The sequence below is a fragment of the Pseudoalteromonas sp. SG43-6 genome (assembly GCF_014164365.1).
In the GTDB taxonomy this organism is placed as follows: Bacteria; Pseudomonadota; Gammaproteobacteria; order Enterobacterales; family Alteromonadaceae; genus Pseudoalteromonas; species Pseudoalteromonas rhizosphaerae.
On the sequence record NZ_JACJEZ010000009.1, the window covers coordinates 102,223 to 121,768 of the forward strand.

11 protein-coding genes and 1 riboswitch are annotated in these 19,546 nt (G+C 40.4%); of the genes, 7 read left to right on the forward strand and 4 right to left on the reverse strand.

Annotated features, from left to right (window positions below):
• Window positions 1-173 precede the first annotated feature (173 nt).
• From H5201_RS05990 to dapA, 4 genes are read right to left on the reverse strand one after another with little or no spacing between them, the layout of a single operon-like run.
• A complete protein-coding gene (locus H5201_RS05990; protein ID WP_182783926.1) occupies window positions 174-1,295 on the reverse strand; it encodes a succinylglutamate desuccinylase/aspartoacylase family protein in 1,122 nt (373 codons plus the stop codon).
• Between the two features lie 5 nt (window positions 1,296-1,300).
• Window positions 1,301-2,506, reverse strand: a complete 1,206-nt coding sequence (locus H5201_RS05995; RefSeq protein WP_182740384.1) for a PLP-dependent decarboxylase — start codon at window positions 2,504-2,506, stop codon at window positions 1,301-1,303.
• Window positions 2,506-3,246, reverse strand: coding sequence for a 2,3,4,5-tetrahydropyridine-2,6-dicarboxylate N-succinyltransferase (locus H5201_RS06000; protein WP_182735693.1), 741 nt, complete (start codon window positions 3,244-3,246; stop codon window positions 2,506-2,508). Before H5201_RS06000 ends, H5201_RS05995 begins: the two co-directional genes overlap by 1 nt.
• A gap of 15 nt (window positions 3,247-3,261) precedes the next feature.
• Window positions 3,262-4,146, reverse strand: a complete 885-nt coding sequence (dapA, locus tag H5201_RS06005) for a 4-hydroxy-tetrahydrodipicolinate synthase (protein WP_182783928.1) — start codon at window positions 4,144-4,146, stop codon at window positions 3,262-3,264.
• A 132-nt stretch (window positions 4,147-4,278) separates the two neighbouring features.
• Window positions 4,279-4,472: riboswitch (Lysine riboswitch) on the reverse strand.
• Between the two features lie 190 nt (window positions 4,473-4,662).
• Here dapA and H5201_RS06010 point away from each other — a divergent pair.
• The 7 genes from H5201_RS06010 to H5201_RS06040 all read left to right on the forward strand — a co-directional run bounded on the left by H5201_RS06010 (window position 4,663) and on the right by H5201_RS06040 (window position 19,462).
• Window positions 4,663-5,364 carry a DNA-3-methyladenine glycosylase I gene (locus tag H5201_RS06010; protein WP_182783931.1) on the forward strand — a complete coding sequence of 234 codons (702 nt, stop codon included), beginning with the start codon at window positions 4,663-4,665 and terminating at the stop codon, window positions 5,362-5,364.
• 8 nt (window positions 5,365-5,372) lie between these two features.
• The gene (locus H5201_RS06015; protein ID WP_149980471.1) at window positions 5,373-6,788 is read left to right on the forward strand and encodes a YdiU family protein; all 1,416 of its coding nucleotides are present in this window, start codon (window positions 5,373-5,375) and stop codon (window positions 6,786-6,788) included.
• 463 nt (window positions 6,789-7,251) lie between these two features.
• Entirely contained in the window at window positions 7,252-8,316 is a 1,065-nt protein-coding gene (locus tag H5201_RS06020) for an OmpA family protein (RefSeq protein ID WP_182740387.1), read from the forward strand.
• Between the two features lie 276 nt (window positions 8,317-8,592).
• Complete coding sequence (gene acnB / locus H5201_RS06025; protein WP_149980473.1) at window positions 8,593-11,190, forward strand: bifunctional aconitate hydratase 2/2-methylisocitrate dehydratase; 2,598 nt, start codon at window positions 8,593-8,595, stop codon at window positions 11,188-11,190.
• Between the two features lie 495 nt (window positions 11,191-11,685).
• The gene (locus tag H5201_RS06030; protein ID WP_182783933.1) at window positions 11,686-17,208 is read left to right on the forward strand and encodes a PKD domain-containing protein; all 5,523 of its coding nucleotides are present in this window, start codon (window positions 11,686-11,688) and stop codon (window positions 17,206-17,208) included.
• A gap of 379 nt (window positions 17,209-17,587) precedes the next feature.
• The gene (locus H5201_RS06035; protein ID WP_182718990.1) at window positions 17,588-18,220 is read left to right on the forward strand and encodes a 2OG-Fe dioxygenase family protein; all 633 of its coding nucleotides are present in this window, start codon (window positions 17,588-17,590) and stop codon (window positions 18,218-18,220) included.
• A 9-nt stretch (window positions 18,221-18,229) separates the two neighbouring features.
• Window positions 18,230-19,462, forward strand: a complete 1,233-nt coding sequence (locus tag H5201_RS06040; RefSeq protein WP_182768016.1) for a cysteine desulfurase-like protein — start codon at window positions 18,230-18,232, stop codon at window positions 19,460-19,462.
• Window positions 19,463-19,546: the final 84 nt, after the last annotated feature.

Genomic DNA, 19,546 nt, shown 5'->3' on the forward strand with positions numbered 1-19,546 from the left:
CCAGCATTTACTTTAACTGAATATCAGTGAATTGTTACTGAACTTAGTTGATTGTGGCGCTTTTTGCCCATAAATACAAAGAAAAAGCGGCCGAAGCCGCTTGTTCAATGCACTTTTTCCAATTGGATAGTCGTGCTCTCACGCAATGAGAAGGGTTGAGCTTGATATAAAAATTAAAGCTCAAATACGTTAGTAAAGAATTTATATAGTTCGGTGCCTTGGTTTACGCTTGCTGAAGCAAAATGCAAAATCGCGATGGCGTCACAATCAAATGTTAGGGTTTGTAATGGTTGCTCTGCTAGGTAGCGCTCCATTCGCAATACTCTAGCAATCGGCTCGCCAGCTTTGATATGGCCGCCAAGTGGCGCTATATACTCAACCATGCCGCCCATAGGTGCATAGTAAGCAAGGTAATCATTTAAATCACAGCCGTAGCGCTTCATTACTTTTGGCTGATAGGGGGCATCAACGAATACCTGCTTATGATTTAGGTAACTTAAAATACTATTAGCATCATCAAGGGCCGCAGTTAAATCGATTTTTTCTTGGCTGCCGAGTTCGACCGTAAAAGCTTCAACTTGAACATTAAATTCACGCCCTTGTTGAGCTAATGCCTCGGTTAATTGCCACCATGGGCAAAAACTTGCTTCATCCATTGCTCCTGCAAAATCATTAGGGATGATTAATACATGAGGAATATTAAAGTAGTTGGCACTGGCCTTGGCATAATCTGGGCAATATAAATGCTGACTCGAAATGGGGCCTGTGTGTAAGTCGAGCACGATATCAGCTTGGTGTGCCAACTTTTGCAAGTTAAGTGCAATGCGTTTGCCTGTAGTTAGGCGATAAGCTGGACCGCTTAGTTGTTGGTCTACTTCATCAATCAGTGCGGCTTTAAACTCACTTTTTAAGGTTTGCTCATCGGCATCACTATATTGCTCAGCAAATTGGCTCGCGAGCTTACTATTGCAGTGATACATGCGGTTCCAGTTGGTGCCGGTGATTGGATCAAAACGACCAAGGGTGAATTCGCCCGATTTTTGATTGCAACCAATTGGGTTCGCGTAAGGCACCAGGGTGATATCGCCTTTGAGTTCAAGATGCTTAAGCTGCTCAAGTAATTGGTAAATAACCGCATTGCCTTGTACTTCTGCACCGTGCATATTAGCTTGCACATACACACTTGGCCCAGTGCCATCGCCTTTTAAACGATAGACAGGAATTGTGAGCGGTAGGCCGTTGGCAACTTCACCAACTACTATGTTTTCTTGGCTTATAGCTTTAGTCGTACTCATCTCAATTACCTTAAGTAGTAGTTGGCATCTTCAGCTGTGCGAATACAGTTAAGCTCGCCATTTTGTAATGTGTATTCAGCGGCTAGCTCATGACATAAAAAATACGGCATACTTTCGGTAAAGCCGTACGCGCCACATTGGCTAAACACCAACCAGTCTTGCTCATTTAAATCACTAGGTAATTGGTGTTCACCTAAGCAATCAAGTGCTGTACATAATGGCCCATATAAGCTCATAGTTTTGTATGCAGCAGTTGAGTCTCGTAATAATCGTGCTGGGAAATCTTGGCTGGTGACTGCAGGGCGCAATAAATGATTAATACCGCCGCTTAAGATCACTTGTTGTTGGGCATAGTTAAGTTTTCGCTCAACGACAGGCGTTGCGTAATGACCGCATTCGCCCACAGCATAACGGCCAAGCTCCATCCAGAGTTCTTGTACGCCTGCGGCATGTTTAATGTTAGCTAATGCATCAATGAGCGCATCCCAACTTAAGGTTGGTGCATCAAGAGTGTAAGGAATACCTAAACCACCGCCTAAGTCGAGTACTTTTAAGTGAATACCTAAGTCGTTGGCAAGCTTTGTTAACGGCGTAATCATTTGTGTCCACAGCTCAGCGAGTTTGTCGCTGCTAAGCATGTTGCCCCACTGAAAAATATGCAGACCGTCAAAATTAAGCGCTGGGTAGTCGCTAGTATTTAGCGCTTGCCATTCATCGCAACCTAAACCAAATGGAGTAAGGCTATCGCCACCAAGTGGGTTTTTTTCCCCTTCAGGCCAGCGTAATTGCACTCGCAGTAATACCTGTAACTGACAGTTTTGTAAGCTTGCTTGCTCGTTAAGCCAGCGTACTTGATTAAGGCTTTCGGCAACAAAGGTACGTACGCCGCGCGCAATAAAGTGTTTAATTTGTTTTGGGCTTTTGGCAGGCCCTGTATTGAGCACGCGCTCGCTGTTAATACCTTGAGCAAGTACTTGCTCAAGTTCGCCCTTGCTTGCCACATCAAAGTTAAAACCCGCGTTATCTAAGCTTTGAATGACTTTAGATAATGGGTTAGCTTTTACGGCATACCACAGTTTTACCTCAGTTTGCGTCACTAACCGCGTTAAGTGTGCGTTTAATGTATCAAGGTCGTAAATAAAAAAGGGTGTATCAAGCGCAGTTGATAGCTCATCAATGGCGGTTTTAACTGGCGTGCTCAAAAAGCTCATTAACGTAAAACCTCTTCAAGCAGCAATGATGCATCACTTTGTTCATCACGGTATTTTACAATTAATGCACACGACATACTTAATCCTTGCTCGCGAGCCCAAGTATTAGAAGCTGGGCGAGAACCTGGAATAACAATCGCGTATTCAGGAATAGGCTCGCCTTTAGCCAGCTGGCGCTCATTAACACAGTCATAAACAGGAATAGTTGCTGATAAGCGTACACCTGGTGCGAGCACCGCGCCTTTTTTCACTACTACGCCTTCAACAATCACGCAACCTGCACCGATGAATGCATCGTCTTCTACCACCACCGGGCTTGCACCAATAGGTTCAAGTACACCGCCTAGTTGTACTGCAGCGCTTAAATGTACATTTTTACCTACTTGCGCACACGACCCCACTAACGCGTGGCTATCAACCATAGTGCCTTCGTCGATAAAGGCACCAATGTTTACATATGCTGGTGGCATAATAATCGTGCCCTTAGCAACGTGTGCGCCACGGCGAACGCTTGAGCCACCAGGTACCATACGCACTCCAGCATCGGCTGCAAAACCTTGTGGTGCTAAATTGTGTTTATCAACAAAGCCACCTGGAAATTCGGTATTAGTGCCATTTTTAAACGCTTCTAAAATACCTTGTTTTACTGCAACGTTAGCATGCCATTGGCCGTTGTCGTCTTGTGTTGCTGCGCGCACTGCGCCCGATTCTAAATTATTTAGTAGTTCTAACCAGCTCATTATAAAAACCTGTATTTAATGCCAAGATAAAATGGTGTTGTTTGCGTTGTTAATACAATCAGTTTGCGTTAACTCAAGATGCGTCAAAGGTGGGCGTAAGTACGGGCTGTTAATTCGCCCTTGTAAATGCATCAATACTTTGACGGGGATAGGGTTTGCGACAGCAAACAAGCTTTGAATGGCTTGTGACCAGTCGGCAAATAAATTGGGGTGTTGACCGCTGAGACTTCGTTTTACAAACTCATGGGTTTGCACAGGCCATGCATTAGCAGCCACAGAGACTAAACCTTTTGCGCCAGCCTGGGCAAAGTAAGGCATCAGTGCATCGTCACCGCTAAAAATAGCTAAATTAGGTGCGACTTTTCTAAAACCTTCAAATTTAGCAATGTCGCCACTGGCTTCTTTGAGTGCCCACAAGTTTTTATGGTCTTTCAAGTTGCTAATTACGGCCGATGGAATATCAACAGCACTGCGCCCTGGTACGTTATAAAGCATGCAAGGATGTTTACTGGTATTAAGTAAGCTTTCAAACCAATGTGTTTGGCCTACCACGCCGGGCTTAGCGTATAGGGGAGTGCCCAGTAAATAGCTATGAATGGGTAACTGATTACAGTATTCAACCCAGGCAATTTGTTGCTTTAGGTTTATACCGCCTACTGCAACCATCAGTGGTACTGTTGGCGTTAATTGGCACACGTGTTCAACAATCGCTTGTTGCTCTTTGAGTGTTAGTGCGAGGCCTTCGCCAGTGCTACCAAGTAATAAAATACCATTGTTAGTCACTTGCTGCTGTGCAACTAACTGATCAAGAGTGGCATAGTCGACTTCACCAGCGTCAGTAAATGGCGTGACGAGTGCCGTCCACAAAGGGTAGTCATTTAAATTGAAGTTATTGATCATCTCTCACGAACTTATAAGTGATTCGAGGAGTTAATAAGCTTTTATGATTGGAGCCACATTAACGTCGTTCGAACGAATAATTCGAAGAGCGAATGGGCTTAATATAATAGGGCGCTATGGCCTTATTACGCTAAGACCAGAAGCTCTCCACCAAATATTTTAACAGCCAAGCTGTTATTGGTGACAGTCGCTGGGATTCAACCCAGTCGCCCGAAGTAAAACTTCACAAAAAGTGTTACTTCTCGGCGTTAATTCCCCTCACGTATGATCACTGGAGTGTGTGCTCCTCACATACGTTACCTGAATAACGCACCTCTTCTAGCCCATGGTGCAAGTTTTATCGTTTAAAACTCACACCTTAAATAGGGGTAATACGAAAGATTAAAGCATTTTAGCCGTCTAGGTGTCAAGGCTGGATATTTTTAAGTTTATTTTTAGCTGCAATGTGCTCCTGACATTTTTTTACAACGTAAATAGCGTTACAGTAAGCGTAATAACAAGTAGTGGTAGTGAGTAATGGAAAAATTTCAAGATATATATCAACGAGCGGCACAGCGAAAAGGTAGCGAAGTAATGTTACAGCACTTACTTGTTGCCCCTCAAAATGCAAAGCAATTAACTGCTTTACCTGATGATGCATGGCTTGAAGAGTTTACCCGCAAAATTTTTCAAAGTGGTTTTTATTGGTCAGTGATCAACAATAAATGGCCAGGTTTTCGGGAAGTATTTTGGGATTTTAGTGTGGCTAAATTATTAATGATGCCGCCAGATATGCTTGAGCAAAAAGCCACCGATGAGCGAATCGTTCGTAACTTTAAAAAAGTGCAAACGATCCCAGAAAATGCGTATATGATCCATGAAGTGGCAAGTGAACATGGCAGTTTTAGTCAGTTTATTGCAGATTGGCCGAGCGACGATATTATTGGTTTGTGGGGGTATTTAAAAAAGCATGGGGCGCGTTTAGGTGGTAACACCGGCCCTTATGCATTGCGAACCTTAGGGAAAGACACTTTTTTATTATCGCGTGATGTAGAAAGTTATCTCCGTGCTCATAAGATAATTGATGGCGGTTTACAAACTAAAAAGTCACTTACCAGCGCTCAACATTTTTTTAATGAATTGCAGCAACAAAGCGGATTAAGCCTACAAGAGCTCAGTCTGTTAGTTGCATACAGCGTGGGCGATAATCGCGTTGGTATACAAACAACCCAAGCTTAAGGAATACTATGAAATTAGTTGCTCGTTACACCCAGATTGCTGATGATTTTGCTGTGGCTGATCAGCCAAGTGCTGTTATTGCTCCAAACTTACTGCTGTGGAACGATACGTTAGCTAGGCAGCTTAATATTGAGGTTGTCACATCAGAACGTGCGGTAATTTTTTCTGGTAATCTTAATAACAGCGATGTTGCTGCTGTGGCATTAGGTTACTCAGGGCATCAATTTGGACATTTTTCACCGCGTTTAGGTGATGGGCGAGCACATTTATTAGGGGCTGTCACTGATCAGCAGCAACAGCTTTGGGACATTCAACTCAAAGGTTCTGGTGCTACGCCATTTTCACGTGGAGGTGATGGCCGTTGTGCAATCGGTCCTGCGGTACGTGAATATATAATGAGTGAGGCAATGCACGGGCTTGGCATAGCGACGACACGTTGTTTGGCAGTTGTTGCCAGTGGTGAAACAGTTTACCGTCAACCACCACAACAAGGAGCCATTGTTACCCGCGTTGCTAGTAGTCATATACGTGTCGGTTCGTTTCAGTATTTAGCTGCGCAAGGTGACGAGACTGGTTTAAAAGCCTTAGCTGATTTAGCTATTGAGCGTCATTATCCTGAGATAAAGTCTACGGGCTCTGCGCGTTATTTGGCATTTTTAAGTGCGGTAATTGAAAAGCAAGTTAGCCTGATTGTTAGCTGGATGCGCGTTGGTTTTATTCATGGAGTAATGAATACTGATAATACGCTCGTCAGTGGTGAGACCATCGATTATGGCCCTTGTGCAATGATGAATCAGTTTGATTTTGATACTGTATTTAGTTCTATTGATCGCCAAGGTCGCTATGCTTTTGGCAATCAACCTAATATTGCTAATTGGAATTGTGCACGTTTAGCTGAAAGTTTAATTCCTTTAATTAGCGATGACGAAGAGCAGGCTGTTGAGCTATTAAGCCCATTAATAAATGGTTTTGCTGAGCAGTTTCATCAAGCCTTTACACAGATGTGGGCGAAAAAACTGGGCTTTGATGGTCATCAAGATGGCGATGCTGAATTAGTATCCGAGTTATTAACTTTACTGAAAACCCATCAGCTTGATTACACCAATACTTTTGACTCCTTAACAGAATCATTGCAAGGTCAGACTGCCATTCCGAGTGACTTGGCTGGTTGGTCTATTAAGTGGTTAGCCAGAACAAATACGCAAAGCTATCAGCTGATGCGCCAAGCCAACCCACGCTTGATCCCGCGTAATCATATTGTTGAAAGCATAATACAGCAGTATGAAAGTACTGGTGAAAGCAGCATGTTAGATGAATATTTAACGGCCTTGAGGTCGCCTTACCAATTGTTGGCAAGCCCTGCATTTTGGTACTCCCCGCCTGTTGATGGGGATACTAATTACCAAACATTCTGCGGAACATAATAACGCAGTGCTGATTGTTAGGCGTATTGTTCGTAAATTGAGCGACGATTAATGAATTGATGTGACTTATACATCCAGATCTTTAGTTAAAAGCTGTTATTTATTAATAATTATAAGAAATAAATATGCTTAACTACTTGTTGATTTAAAATTAACCAATATAATGCACTCATTAGCTTAAGCATTTAAATTATTAAAGCCAAAGATATTAGAAACGTTGTGGCTGAAATTGCAGTGATAGCAATTACAATGCTGACAATCGATAGATGTGCAAGTTAGGTAAAGTTTTTTATCTGAACTATAATGTAGGGCGCTTTATTTTAATAAATAGTTAAATTGCAAAATATGCATTTAAATATTTTCGTTAAGTAATGATTAACTAAAGATACGGTACTCTATGGTTAAACTTATTGAGCTAGGGTCTCTTAGCTACAATTTTAATTGTGAAAATGGGAAGGAAACAATGAAATTAAAATCACTTACTATTGCTTTAGCACTAGCTGCAACTAGCGCTTCAAGTTTCGCTGCTGAAAAAGAAGGTTTCTTTATCGGTGCTTTTGGCGATTATTACGATGCTTCATGGGAAAATGTCCGTGGAAGCGCAGGTACCAACGTTGATGATTCAACTGGTTGGGGTGCAGAAATTGGTTATCGTTTTAACGATTACTGGAGTGCACGTCTAGAATATGCTGATATGGATTTTGACATTTCAAATGCAAATCCTGCCATGAACGCAACAAGCATGGACGGCGACCGTTTAGGTATTGATGGTCTTTATCACATCAACGGCGGCCCTTTCTATGGTATTTTCGGTCTTAAAAAAATCGATATTACAGAAAACCTAACTTTTGCTAATGTGGGTGCTGGTTACCAACATTACTTCACTGATAATTTTGCATTTAATGCTGAAACATCTATTTACCAAGGCCTTGACCGTGGTTACACAGATGTAGGTGCTAAACTTGGTCTTAGCTATTTATTTGGCAAGCAAAGTTCAGCTGCTGAGCCAGTTAAAGCTGCTCCAGCTCCAGCTACAGTAGTACCTGTAGCAGTTGCCCCGGTAGATAGCGATGGTGATAACATCCCTGATGCAGATGACCAATGTGCAAACACACCAATGACAGATGCTGTTGATGGTACAGGTTGTACTTTATATGAAGACCGTGAAGTAACTAAAAGCTTGTTAGTAACATTCCCTAACAACGCCTCAAAAGTTGCTGGTAAATATGACAGCGGTATTGACCAAGTTGCTAGCTTCTTAAAAGAGCATACAGACACAACAGTATTACTTGAAGGTCATTCTTCAGCTGTTGGTAAAGCTGAGTATAACAAGTGGTTATCGAAAAAGCGTGCTGATGCAGTTGCTGCTAAGCTAATTGCTGATGGCATTGCTGAAGATCGTATTACTACTGTTGGTCTAGGCGAAGAGCGTCTTAAAAATACAGACAACACACCTGCTGCACACGCGGAAAACCGTCGTGTAGAAGCACACCTTAAGTCAATTGAGCGCGTGAAAGTTAAGCGTTAATAGCATTTGATTTATTAAAAACCCAGCAAGATGCTGGGTTTTTTTATGCCTAAAAAATAGCAATAATTCGCAGTTAATTAACATTCATGTGAATGGTTTTTTCCTAATTGGTTATTCACAGTATTTATAATGAGTATAGAATTTTGCTTGATTGCACGGATTTTCATCTATATTTAAAAGCTTTATAATTAATCGTCAGAATACTATAAGTATTGAGTAATTTTTCGCGAGAATGTGTATTACTGAATACTTTCACGTCACCAAGAGGGCAATATTGTGCTAGAAGATTATCGTAAACACGTAGAAGAACGTGCCGCGTTAGGTATCGTACCAGCGCCATTGGATGCTCAGCAAACGGCTGATCTTATCGAGCTAGTTAAAACACCACCTGCAGGTGAAGAAGAGTTTATTTTAGACTTATTAGTAAATCGCGTGCCGCCAGGTGTGGATGACGCAGCTTACATCAAAGCTGGCTTTTTAGCCGCAGTTGCTAAAGGTGAGGCAACTTCACCACTAATTTCAAAAGAAAAAGCAGCTGAACTATTAGGCACAATGCTTGGCGGTTACAACATCGCCCCCATGATTGAGCTACTTGACGAAGAAGCGCTTGCGCCAATCGTTGTTAAAGGTCTTGCAAATACGTTATTAATGTTTGATGCATTTTATGACGTTGAAGAAAAAGCAAAAGCGGGTAATGAATACGCTAAGCAAATTATTGAATCTTGGGCTGCTGCAGAATGGTTTACCAATAAACCTGCGGTTGCTGAAAAAATCTCAGTTACGGTATTCAAAGTAACAGGCGAAACAAATACTGATGATTTATCACCAGCGCCAGACGCCTGGTCACGTCCTGATATTCCATTGCATGCTTTAGCAATGCTAAAAATTGAACGTGACGGTATTACACCTGATAAAGCTGGTGAAGTTGGTCCAATTACACAACTTGAAGAACTAAAAACGAAAGGCTTACCACTTGCCTACGTAGGTGATGTTGTTGGTACTGGCTCTTCTCGTAAGTCAGCAACTAACTCTGTACTTTGGTTTATGGGCGATGATATCCCGTTTGTACCAAACAAGCGTGTTGGCGGTGTATGTTTAGGTAATAAAATTGCGCCAATCTTCTTCAACACAATGGAAGATTCAGGCGCATTACCAATCGAATTAAATGTTGATGAACTTAACATGGGTGAGCAAATCGATATCTTCCCTTACGAAGGTGTTGTTAAGCGTCACGGTACTGATGAAATTATTTCTACTTTTGAACTTAAATCTGAGGTAATTTTAGATGAAGTTCGTGCTGGTGGTCGTATCCCACTAATCATTGGTCGTGGTTTAACTGACAAAGCGCGTACATCTCTTGGCTTGGGTGCAACAGATGTATTTAAAGTACCAACAGCAACAGAAGTTTCTGATAAAGGCTTCACACTAGCGCAAAAAATGGTTGGTAAAGCATGTAACGTTGCTGGTATTCGCCCAGGTCAATACTGTGAGCCTAAAATGACAACTGTTGGTTCGCAAGATACAACCGGTCCTATGACGCGTGATGAACTTAAAGATTTAGCCTGTTTAGGTTTCTCTGCAGATTTAACAATGCAGTCTTTCTGTCATACATCAGCTTACCCTAAACCTATTGATGTAAATACTCACCATACGCTTCCTGATTTCATCATGAACCGTGGCGGTGTTTCACTTCGCCCAGGTGACGGTATTATCCACTCATGGTTAAACCGCATGTTATTACCAGATACCGTCGGTACTGGTGGTGATTCACATACACGTTTCCCATTAGGTATTTCATTCCCAGCTGGGTCGGGTGCAGTAGCATTCGCAGCAGCAACTGGTGTAATGCCACTTGATATGCCTGAATCAATTTTAGTCCGTTTTAAAGGCGAAATGCAGCCTGGTATCACATTACGTGACCTAGTACATGCAATCCCTTACTACGGTATTAAGCAAGGCTTATTAACCGTTGAGAAAAAAGGAAAAATTAACGAATTCTCTGGTCGTGTACTAGAAATTGAAGGCGTTGAGCACCTAACTGTTGAGCAAGCATTTGAATTATCTGATGCATCTGCAGAGCGTTCGGCGGCAGGTTGTACTGTTAAGTTATCTAAAGAATCTATTTCTGAATACCTAGAATCAAACATTGTGATGCTGAAGTGGATGATCTCTGAAGGTTACGGTGATGTACGTACGATTGAACGTCGTGTTACAGCAATGCAAGAGTGGTTAGCTAACCCAGAACTTATGGAAGCTGATAAAGACGCTGAGTACGCTCATATAGTTGATATCGATTTAGCCGAAATTAAAGAGCCAGTTCTTTGTGCACCAAATGATCCAGATGATGCGCGTCTTCTTTCTGATGTTGCAGGCGAGAAAATTGATGAAGTATTCATCGGCTCTTGTATGACTAACATTGGTCACTTCCGTGCTGCTGGTAAGTTGCTTGATGGCTTTAAAGGTCAATTACCGACTCAGCTTTGGGTTGCTCCACCAACTAAGATGGATAAAGACCAACTTACAGAAGAAGGTTATTACGGTATTTTTGGTCGTGTTGGCGCACGTATCGAAACTCCAGGTTGTTCACTATGTATGGGTAACCAAGCACGTGTTGCAGATCAAGCAACAGTTGTGTCTACCTCTACACGTAATTTCCCGAACCGTTTAGGTAATGGCGCAAACGTATTTTTAGCTTCATCTGAACTTGCTGCAATCGCTGCAATTTTAGGTAGGTTACCAACATCTGCTGAGTATCAAGAATATGCTGCGAAGATCAATGCAACAGCATCAGATACATACCGTTACTTGAACTTCCATCGCATGCCTGCTTACACTAAAAAAGCAGACAACGTGATTATTCAACAAGCTGTTTAAAAGTCTACTTGTTGCAAAAAAACCCACAATATGTGGGTTTTTGTTAAGCCTTTGTTCATTTTCACTTGACGAAAAGTTTTCTTAGTCTAGAATCTTACCAATAAAAAATTAACATATGTTATTAGTTGCCATGGAAAAGGCGATAACTTCCTTCATGCTATTAAAATAATTAATCAGCAATGAAAGGCACCATCGTAAACTCCTTAGCTAATTTCAATTTCATTTACCACATCAAATTACGCAGCATCAATATCTTTAGTGTACGAAAGAATAATTAGCCTATGAGAATCAGGGGATTGGGAGATTTAATAACTTGAGAATGATGATTCGAGCTTGAGGCTTCTGAGGTGTAATTCTTAAAGTATAAATATAAAAAGTTATAAGAACCGAAAACAAAATTTTAAAGCCACATTAAGCTAAGGCTTTTTTAAATTATTAAAGGGAAATGATTTAAACACAGCTCCCTCAATAGCATCCATTTAAAAGGGGAATAAAATGGGTTTTTTTGAAATAAAGCTACGCATAGGCTTACTAGCCAGTGCGCTATTTTTAACTGGCTGTGGAGGCGGAGGTGATGATAGCGGTAGTACAACGCCAAAACCTGTTGACCCAGTTAACCAAGGCCCAATAGTTACACTAACGGCTGCAGATGAACAAATAGAACAAGAAACATTCACTCTTAAAGCGACAGCAAATGATACTGATGGTGAAATTTCGTCATATAGTTGGAGCCACGATGCGAGCTTTGACTTTATCAGTGATGGTCTTTCCAGTGCTGAAGTGAGCTTTACTTCCCCCGATATCAGTGAAGACATTACGGTTAATTTTACTGTAACGGTTACTGATAATGATGGTGCTTCAGCATCATCCTCTCAAGCGGTGCTCATCAAGCGTAAAGTATCCAATGTAACCATAACAGGGCTTGTTACTGATGAGCCAATTGCAAATGCTGAACTTGAAATTGTTGTTGGTGGTGAATCGTTCCAGGTTCAAGCAAATGATAGTGGTCGTTATACAGCGGTTTTAAATATCGATGAGTCATCAACTAAAAAGTTGGTAAGAGTAAAAGCGAAAGGACTAGATACCTTAAACCCAGGTGTTGAGTTTGTATCGCAGCTAAGTTCAGTTGAAAAGCTTTTAGCACAAGCGGGCGAGGATAATACGCTTGATAGTAATGATAATTTTGGTGTCAATATCACTAATGTTACCACTGCTGAATTTGCACTTTTAACACGTGATGGTACAGAGCCTGCGAGTGAAGAAGAGCTTAATAGCGCACTGTTAAATGTTGATGCGGATGAGAAGATTCAGCTAGCAACACTTATTAAGATTGTTGTTGATAATCCAGATTATCAATTACCTGAAGGTATTAATAGCACGCTGGAGCTTGTTGCGAATGAACAAGTCGCGAAGCAGTTTGAAGAAGAAGTGATAGAGAAAGATCCTGAAATCATCGAAAAAACCAAAAAAGAAATTAAAGAAGATGATGCTCTAGTAACCGGCGCAACAGGTACGCTCGAGGGTAATTATATTATTAACTCACCTCGTTATCATACCAATACAGCATTCCACCTTAGCTTAAGGGCTGATGGAAGCGGGCAGTTTAGCTCTAATACCAGTAGTGCGATCTCTTGGGCTGAAAATGCAGGCGTTTATACATTAGACTTTGCTGAAAAAGTTACGATTTATCAAAATTCAGATGCAGAAAGTTCAGAGTCTGTAGTTTTAACTGGATTCAGCTTTACTGTATTGGCTGAAAACGATGTGTTTAGAACCATCGAAGTGACGCGTTCAACAGAGCGAACGGTTGTTAATAGCAACAGCGGTTCAGTTACAATGACGACTGAAGATGATGAAACATATACGACGAATCTAATATATAAAAATAAAACCATTTCATTATTAGCTGAACAGCTGGTAGGTGAGTGGGCACTTCATGTACAAGATAATGACTTTTATACTAGCTACGATCCCAACCTACCTGAAACTCTGCAATTTTATGCTGACGGTACAGGCGTTGTTGATAGTAGCGAAGCGTTTACTTGGCAGCTAAATAGCCATAGCTTAATTGTTAACTATGATGACGGCGGCGAAACAGGGCAGCTAGAGCTTTGGTTTACAAAAGCATTAAGTGGCGGCTATCAATTAGTTGGTCTTGATACGAGCTTTGATAAGCCGAGTGACACCCTAACGGGGCTATTAATCAAAAAACAAGCGGTATCGACTACGAATGATGATTTAATTGGTCGTTGGCATGGCTTTATCGGCACATCTCAATCGTATGATTTAAATATTTTTAGCGATGGCACAATGATGATCGGCCTAGGCATCACTGATTGGCAGGGGCATTTAAATGATGGTCAGTTTACACGTAAGCGTTTTATTTATAACAATGAAATTGTTACGTCATGTGAAGGCTTTGGTGCAAGTTGCTACCTTGAAAGTGAAATGATTCATGAGTTCATCAGTATTGTTGGTAACCTGTATTACATTAAGCGCACTCTAAATTACTATTTACCAAATGGTGAGATTAGGTCTCAAAGCGGTGCAATATTAGTTTATGAATACAGCAAAGACTTAACCTACAGCGCATTCACCGAAGAGCTATTAGAGAATTACACAGAGTTTTATTCAGCAGATGGCCAAACAGATAGAATTTATACTGAATATGACGAAAACGGTAACGTAATATACGTTGTTGAATTAGAGGGGCAGACTTACACCGGCGCAACCTTTAATGACGGTGTATTAAGTTATGACCGAAATGGTGAAACGTGGCATCTTGAGCTTGTTTCATCAGATACCGGCAGCATTGTAGTTTGCCATTATCAAGATGGTGGCACGTGTAATGCTGCGTCACAAATTACTTACTTACCAAAGCGCCCTAAAGTTACCCTTAGCGCTAACTCAAGTGGCAATGGTGAAATTTCACCCGCATCACAAGCGTCATTTTTGTATCAAAAAGTTGGGTTTGAAATCATTCCTGACGACGGTTTCGTTTTAGACGTAATTGAAGGCTGCGATGGCTATATTGAAGGTAATCACTACATTGCATTTGCAAGTAACACTGATTGTGAAATTACAGCAACCTTTAAAGAGCAACAGCAAACAGTTGGTAGCTTCATTATTGGTAATCAAGATCTGTATTATGCAAGTGCTTATACTGTAGATCTTAATGAAGATAATACCGGCTATTTAACCTACAACGGTAAAGTTGATATTACTTGGCAAGAGGATAAGCAAGGTGTGATTGAAATCACCCCACAGCAAGCGTTTATTCTTAATGAATATCAAAATATAGAATACCCAGAGGGTTTTCCACTTGAAGTTAATTTTAAAGATATTGCTACAAGCCTGAGATTAAAACCATTACCAGAGAAAGGAATTAACTGGTATGAGTTAGATCGAGTAATCGAACAATATAAAGATGATGTGTTAGTTGATGAATACACAACTTCTTATGAAGTGAGTAAAACATCACTCGATCAACGTTTAGCTATTACAACCGATGATATCGCAGGACAATGGTCAGTTGACTTGGTCGGGGAAAAGACTGTTAATAAAGTAAATTTTAATCTTGATGGGTCTGGTGTATCTCATAATATAAGTGACTTATCCGAAGAGAATTTCACTTGGCAAATAGTTGATAACTCTATAGCGCTTTTCTTTCCTGAAGATAACGGAACTGAATCATTTTATATCACTAAAGGTTTAAATATTGGTTACCAGCTTGTTACTCAAGGTGTTTTTGACGGTGAGCATTATACAGATTCAGGTATCATGGTGCGTCGTAATGAACAACCAATTAGTGCCGATAACTTTGCTGGTAGTCACCAGTTTAGAGATGGTCATGACCTAGACACCCATTGGGGGGAAATACAAGTTTATGATGATGGAGAGGTTTTCTTTACTTTTGACACAAGCTCTTTTCAAGGAGGGTTTGAAGGTGGACATTTAAAACGTGATCGATATTCTGAATACGTTGATGGCATCTATCAGAGGGTTGATTGGTGCGATGTTTCTTTAGATACATGCACACTTGAGGGGGAGTTTATATATACCCTAGTTGCTGTTGATGGTCAGCGTTATTTTATAGAACGGACGCTTAGCGGTGCAGTAAATGGTGGAGACACTACAGCACATTTATATATACATGATTACACACCTTCAACAGATGTCGCTCAGTTCGAAGAACATAACTTAGTTTTTAGCCTTTATCAAAATGATAGTAATGGTATTGCTCGCTGGGCTGTTACCTATGATTACTATGATGAAGTGCTAAATAAGCAACACTATATTTTCCAGATTGACGACACTGAACCTGTATATGTTGAGCTAGTTGATGGAAAGTTAGAGTTAACCCTCGACGGTCAAGATACTGTTATTGAATTAATTGATAACAACCGCCGTAATGTTACTTTCTGTAAGTACTTAAAAGGTAATAGCTGCTTAGAGCAAGATAAAGTTTACTTATCGTTTGATTTACCTATGTATACAATCACAGTTAATGGTGATGGTAATGGCTCATTAGCTGTAGGAGATGATAGTAATGTTGCTCATGGCTCAAATTGGTCGACATCTATTGAGCCAAATTCAGGTTATGAGCTTAATAGTATTTCAGGTTGTGACGGCTATGAAGATGGCAGTGATTATAGAATCCCTTATGTGAAAGAAAGCTGTCAAATTGATGTAACGTTTAAAGAGCTTATTCCGTTATCTACCCAAGCGAATATTACAGATCCTGCGCTTGCAATGTGTGTTGATAATTCAGGTGAAACAAGCTTAGAGAGTGTGATTGAATTAAATTGCCTGTGGAACAACTATGGTGAGATTACGTCTTTAGCCGGTCTAGAGGCCTTGCCTAATTTACAGATTCTTGAACTCTCAGACTTAAACTTGGGTCCCCATCTTGATTTATCTGCTTTTGAGCAATTAACAGAGTTTTCTAATGGTTATAACTATGGTTCTGAGCAGCAAACAAAAATAGAATCTATTCAATTTTACGACTCTAGTCTAATTACTCGCCTAGAGTTGAGTGGACAAAATCTTTCAGATATTGACTTATCTGCATATACCTCACTGCAGTATTTAACTTTGCATGATATGCCATTGACTCAGATTGATTTATCTAATCAAACACAATTAGTGCATTTAGACTTACAAGGCATAGAGTTAAATCAGCTAGACCTAATCTTTAACACTCAGTTAGAGTACTTAGCAATTAATAGTGGTAGCTTAACTGAACTCAATATTGGGCATTTAACAGAGCTAAGAAATGCGTTTTTATGGGGGCAAACGGGGGTAACAGAGCTTGATGTCACCAATTTAACGAAATTAACTCGCCTTGATATTGGTAAAATGGGGGTTTCAGTGCTTAACCTAACAAATCTCGTTAATTTAGAAAGCCTTAGCATTTCGTATACCTCAATAAATAATCTAGATTTTTCAGCTTTACAAAGCTTGACTTCATTAAGTATCGAAGGTATTGAGCAATCACTTGTGCCATGGTCACAGGTCTATCACATATCAAGTTTAACGATAGGTGGAGCTAATTATACAAGTTTTGATTTTTCGTCTTTTACTAATTTATCAAGACTAGGAATATATCAATCAGGTATTAGTGACTTATCGTCAATTGCTAATCCTGAGCTAATTTTATCACTGGATTTGTTTGGTAATTATCAGCTTGAACAGCTAAATATAAGTGAGATGACGTCTTTATACTGGCTGCAGGTGAATAACTCTCCAATTACGACTCTAGATTTTAGTAATAATAGCAATTTAACAGACGTCTATTCTAGACAGAATGCATTAGAGACTATTAGTGGAATAGAAGCTATTGCTGATAAATCAGCAAGGTTGGACTTTGATTATAATCCGCTAAGCAGTGGTACTGTTAGTTATTTAGATGATTTACGTGATAACCAAGGTTATTACAATATTTCGTATTCAGTACACTACAGTGTTACTGTGAACGTTACTGGCAACGGTAGTGTTAGTGAATCTAACTTTCTATAATCAGATGGTGAAAGCCGCGGGATAAATTTATACCACTGATAGTGGTTATGAAGTTGTAAGCGTAACAGGCTGTGATGGTACTTGGGACTCAACTGACTATTATGAGGTAGGTCCAATCACAGAGTCGTGCGAAGTAAATGTTGAGTTTGTAGAAACAACACCTTAAGTTTATTGAATACTTTTTGTAGTTGATAAAACGACCACGCCACGTGGTCGTTTTTATTTTTAAATTAAAAATTCAATAAAACCCACATTTGGATCTTAATTTTATACTTTTAAACTCCTTTTATTAAATAAAGACGCAAAAAATCCTCTCTACTTGCATTAAAATCCCCTTCAATATTTATGAGTTAGTCTCTTATTTTTTAGGTGATATTTTATGACAGCATTAAACAACCAGAACCTATTACAACTTCGTTTTGTAAACCAAGCTCATATCGAGGCAGTCAAGCCATCATTTGCTAATCTACCTGCTAATCCGTACGCCGATGGTGCGTTTCGTAAACGCCGCTATTCAGTGATCAAAGCACAAGGTGGCGAACTAAAACTACAAGCCACTAAAGCCTTTGTACAAGATGATTCAATTAATACCTTTCAAGGTAATGTTGAGCGTACTTACGAGAACTTAGAGTCAAGCTTACTGCAAAGTGAAGGCATGAAAAGTATCGTTAATGAGTTTCGTGCTATCACAGGTATAGACGAAGACCGTGATATTGAGATCCACCAGTTTAGAATGCTAGCAATTGAAAGCGACACGCCACCGGCGCCAGAAGGTATTCACCAAGACGGCTTTGATCATGTATGTATTTGTGGTGTATCACATGAAAATCTAGAAGGTGGTGAATTACTTGTTTATGAAAACAAACAAGCTGAGCCGTGTTTTAAAATGGAAATTAAAGACGGTATGTTTGCATTAATCAACGACCGTGAAGTATGGCACAACGCCACGCCGATGAATAAGATTGATGCAAGTAAAGACGGTTACCTAGATTGTTTCGTACTAACGGCTTAAGGAATGATAATGAATTTAACTAAACTTCGTCGTCAGTTTCCGGCACTTATGCAACAAGTTGCGGGTAAATCGCCAATATTTTTAGATGGCCCGGGTGGTTCGCAAGTACCACAATCAGTGCTTAGTGCAATGTCAGCTTACTTAGGTTATTACAACTCTAACTTAGGCGGCGCGTTTTTTTCAAGCGATAAAACCGTTGAGTTAATGGCCAATGCGCGTCAAGCAGCTGCTGATTTACTTAATTCCCCATCGCGCGATCAAATTGTATTCGGTGCGAATATGACTAGCCTTACTTTTAGCTTTAGCCGTGCGATTTCTCGTGATTGGCAAGCGGGTGATGAGATTATCGTGACTAATGCAGATCACTTCTCAAATGTATCCTCTTGGCAGCAGGCTGCAGAAGATAAAGGCGCAAAGGTTAATACTGTATTGATTAACGAAGCTGATTGCAGCTTAGATTTAGCGCATTTTACAAGCTTACTGAGTACTAAAACCAAATTAGTAGCCGTTACTTATGCATCAAACACTACCGGCTCTATAAACGACATTAAACGCATTGTTGAAATGGCTCATAGCGTAGGTGCTTTGGTGTATGTGGATGCTGTGCATTATGCGCCACATGAGCTGATTGATGTTCAAGCACTTGATTGTGATTTTTTGGCCTGCTCTGCGTATAAGTTTTTCGGCCCACATTTAGGTATGGTGTACGGTAAGCGTGAGCACCTTGAAGAGTTTCGACCATACAAAGTCGAGCCTGCCAAAGATGTTATTCCTGGGCGCTGGGAAACCGGCACGCAAAGCTTTGAAGCACTCGCAGGTTTAATTGCTGCTGTTGACTACATTGCAGATATTAGTGAGCTTGATGGTAGCTATTCACGCCGCGATAAATTAGCTTCTGCTTTTGCAAAAACTAAACAGCATGAAATGGCGTTAAGTGAGTACTTCCTTACTCGACTAGTTAACTATCCTAAGATCAAACTATTTGGTATTGATGATTTAGATCGTTTAGCTGAACGTACCCCAACTTTTGCTTTAACCTTTGCAGGGCTTGAGCCACGTCAGGTGTCTGAGTTTTTAGGTAAGCAACATATATGTGTGTGGGATGGTAACTTCTACGCTCAGGGCTTATGCAAGCAATTGGGTGTATTGGATACTGGCGGCGTTGTACGCATTGGTTGCATGCATTACAACACCATCGAAGAGCTAGATAAGTTATTTGATTTGTTTGATGAACTGATTTAAAGCTATAAGTCATAAGCTGTAAGTTTTAAGCGACCAGAGCGCTTGGTAAGCCTTGACATAAAATCTGAATTGAGTAGATTTTTG